The 3,739-nt window shown below is 39.9% G+C and carries 2 protein-coding genes; both read left to right on the top strand.

Annotated features, from left to right (window positions below; all coding sequences use genetic code 11):
* Positions 1–63 precede the first annotated feature (63 nt).
* Positions 64–1,443 (top strand): DUF4123 domain-containing protein, encoded by a 1,380-nt coding sequence (locus tag BKL49_RS11640; protein ID WP_077425653.1) that lies wholly within the window; start codon positions 64–66, stop codon positions 1,441–1,443.
* A 2-nt stretch (positions 1,444–1,445) separates the two neighbouring features.
* On the top strand, positions 1,446–3,739 hold a 2,294-nt coding region (locus BKL49_RS11635; protein ID WP_244152007.1), incomplete at its 3' end, for a toxin VasX.

Raw genomic sequence — 3,739 nt, 5'->3', positions numbered from 1 at the left:
ACCGCACTTTTGCTTTTCCCGTAAAGTGCGGTCGTTTTTCACTTTGTTTTTGAGATTGGTTATATGAAAAAATCACTTTGGCTGGCAACTGCCTACGTGCAAGAAGCCCATCAGTTAGATCAATTTGTCGCCTTGGCAGCCTTTGTTCAAAATAGTGAAGAATTTGAACAACGAGCCCAAACACACTTTTCTCAAAATTCAACCCACTTTCGTTTTCAACTTGCCCCCATTCCGGCAACGGTATTCTTTCAACGCCACGGTCGAACTTGGCTACTTCATCACGCACCCACTATCACGGAAGATGAAATACGCGTTATTCCTTTAAATGATGAAGCTACTCAATCGGTGATTGAAGAAAACATTGAGTATCTACATTGTCATATCATTGACAATATCAATCCGCTTGATATGCAGCTTGACCGTATGCCCGAACTGTTTGCACCGGAAGCTATCGCACAACTTTTATGGCAAGACTTCCCTATGCCTCCAAATCAGTTAGATTTTGATAAGAGAAACAATCCCATTCAATTCAATTTTCCTAAACCACAAATTGATAAAACAGTGCAACAACGACATCTTAACCAATATGGTGGTGATAATGGCAAGGACTTACCAAGTTTGAAAGTCTATTTTGTCCTGGATGCGAATAAAATGCCTTTCTTTCACACGCTAACTCTAAAAGCAAAAATGCAAAGTCTATTTCAAGGGAAATTTGGCGAAGGTATGGCAAACGTAGCACCTTATTTAATCGAGGTTATCCGTGATGAAGAGCACATTCACACCGGTGAAATGATGGGACTATTCAGTTTAAAATCTGCCCTACATGATTTTAACTGGGAAGATAATCTTGGTATTTTTATTCATTCCTATGCCGATTTTGATACGGTTTACCAGCATCTACGTAAGTTCCCTATGTTACAGGATGAACGTGATAAATGGCATTTCTTCCGTTTTTATGACCCGAAAGTGTTACGGGATTATCTCAACATCATCGCCAAACACCCCGCCAAACTCCATAAGTTTTTTGGCTATGATAACAATATTATTTATGCTTTTGGTTCCGGATTTGGCGATAGTTTTCATTACTACACATTGAAAGCACTACCTGAAGAAATCTTAGCAGCTCCGGTAGTGATGACAGATTGGGAAATAGAGGGATTTAAACATCAAAAATGGTTAGATACCAGACAGGATTATTTAGATGAAATCTGGCAAAATTATAATGATAATTTTGTAAAAGAAGATAAAAAACGGCTTTTAACATACCTTGACAAAGCAGTGGCACAAGGTTACGAAAAGAAAAAAGGTATTATTTTCTATGCCCTTGCATTATTCTATGCCGATAGAAACAATGTAAACGTTGATTTACTGAAATCCTCCTTATCCCAACGAGGACACACTAAAGACGAAATCGCAAGCCTTTTATACAGACAATTAAAATAAAAATGACAAAACACACGACACACAAAAAAATCGCTCAAAGTATTTCTCCCTCTGCACAATGCCAAGAGAAAAACATCATTTATCCTGCACGACGGGCACTGACTTCTGCGAGACTGGAAAAAATATCAACCTCTCCCGAAGCCTTGTCTTTACCTGAAGGATTGCCAACAGAAAACAGCGATTATGAATTACGCCGTCCACGCGACGGATATATTTATATTCTCACCCTTGATGTCGCCGATGAGGAGGAAGCCAGTTATACCTCAAACGGCTACCAACTTTATCTTTATCAATATTCATCCCCTGAATTTGCCGAACAAGATGAAGGTATTCCTTATGCTTTCCAACAACTGTTTTATTCGGCAAGCCTTGATGAAGAGCCCGTTAAAACCCGCCCGCCTGTGGCATTGATGGCGAAACAATACATTGAGATAACCAAATCAGCCGCGACCCTTTATATTCTTTATAGTGATATGGCATTATCACCCGAGCTTTTATCGACTTTGATGAAAGATGAACGCAGTAGACAAATTTGGATGAAACGGGTTAATTTGGAACAGGATGAAGACGTTATCCCCCTAGTGAATCTGGAACAAGCCGTAAAAGATTTTTCAAACGATGCACGCCCCATTAATCAAGAAAAAAGCAATCTATATCGCTTTGCCCCGATTGGAAAAGCAAGAGAGCCAATTCATCTTCCGCCCAAATACGGAACCGGATTTATCATTCCCGTTGAAGACGCCATTGGAACGGCCCGGGATTTAGCGCATTATCATCATTATCTTATGCAACGACGTCAAGATAAGCTGCGGAAATATGAATATGCCATAATGACGGCAGAACTTATTCACAGCCATGTATTAAGTGAACATTGGAAAGACAAATACCATTATGACGCGGCATTAACTGATGGCTCGGCTGCTTGGTACAGTAAAAGACAGGACGATACACTACAATCTTATTATCGTGCATTACCTATTCATAAAAGCCATCTATCCAGCAATAGCGATCAGGAAATCTTTAATGTGATTGCCGGCGATTTGGAAATGAATCTAAATGAAATTAAAGGGATAAATGCCATTCATAAAATGGCGATGATTCCAAGCCTTTATGGACAACCTTTTAAAAATATAGCCAACGTAATGGTGAAGCATTTAAATAGCCATAACATTCCACAACGCCTTGCTATGCTTCGCAATATTTTATTCACCAATCCCTCTGAACGCGCAGCAAGTAACTGGTGCACCTTTATGCATGGCATGTTATTTGGCATTGATTTGACGCCTTTTGGACGTAATGCCGTTATTTCATCGCTCCCACCACAAGATACCAAATTCAATTTTCCGCCAACTGAACAAGTTGATAACAATCTCAACGGGTCATTAAAAGACTGTTTTGACAATATGGGAAAAGTGCTAAGCATATTAGAAACACTCGCGCAATCAAATACGTTTGATATGCCGGCCTATGATTTATTTGTGAATGTGATTGTGGATAAAGTATATATCAGAGATCTTTATGCAAGGTCACCTCAAATAAGGCTTCGTGAGAAAATTCAACGCGTTTATGAAGTCAATCCTTATACACAAGAAATTAAGTTAAAAGACAATGGCAAGCACAGTGCTAACAAGGTAAAACCGCCTAAAGGGGTGAGAAAAATAGAGGAACGCTTTAAACTGGTTGGCGGTAAAAACAATCAACCGGCGATCACCCAAACTCCAATAAACGCATCTATTTTCCAAGAAAATTCGAGAACCTATGTCGGATTAACCAAATTATTAGCCTTTGCACCGGTTTTCGACTTCTTTTCTGAAGATAAAAGTAAAACCTTAGAGGGGCGTTTAGCCAACGATCCAACGCTTGCATTAATGCTAATGTTTGCCCAAAACACAGCCGACTCAGAAACGGGATTAGAACGTTACGCCAAACAACTGACGAAACGAATTTACGCCGCCATAGAAAATGCACCACAAAAAGAAATCATTGTACTTGACCCAAACAAAACGCCGGAAAAATTCGATCGCTATTTTACCCGTTTCAAAACAGCATTAATGAGCGCCAATACATTATTCGCCTCGCTTGGTGCGCTGATAGAATACGGCAACTGGAAAGAAGCGAATTATAAGGGCGATAACGTTTCCGGTTATGGCGCAATGTTAAGAGGGATTGGCGGTTTAACGGTTGAAACCTCATTTGGTGCCTTAGGCATTTTAGCCGGAAAACAGACCGCACTTACCCACCGATTAACCTTACTTGCCCGTTTCAATATTTATATTGGGCTTGCGATGATTTTTGT

Source organism: Rodentibacter myodis (assembly GCF_001999305.1).
Classification (GTDB): Bacteria; Pseudomonadota; Gammaproteobacteria; order Enterobacterales; family Pasteurellaceae; genus Rodentibacter; species Rodentibacter myodis.
The sequence above is the reverse complement of the archived record's forward strand: the minus strand, read 5'-3'. Positions and strand labels throughout refer to the sequence as shown.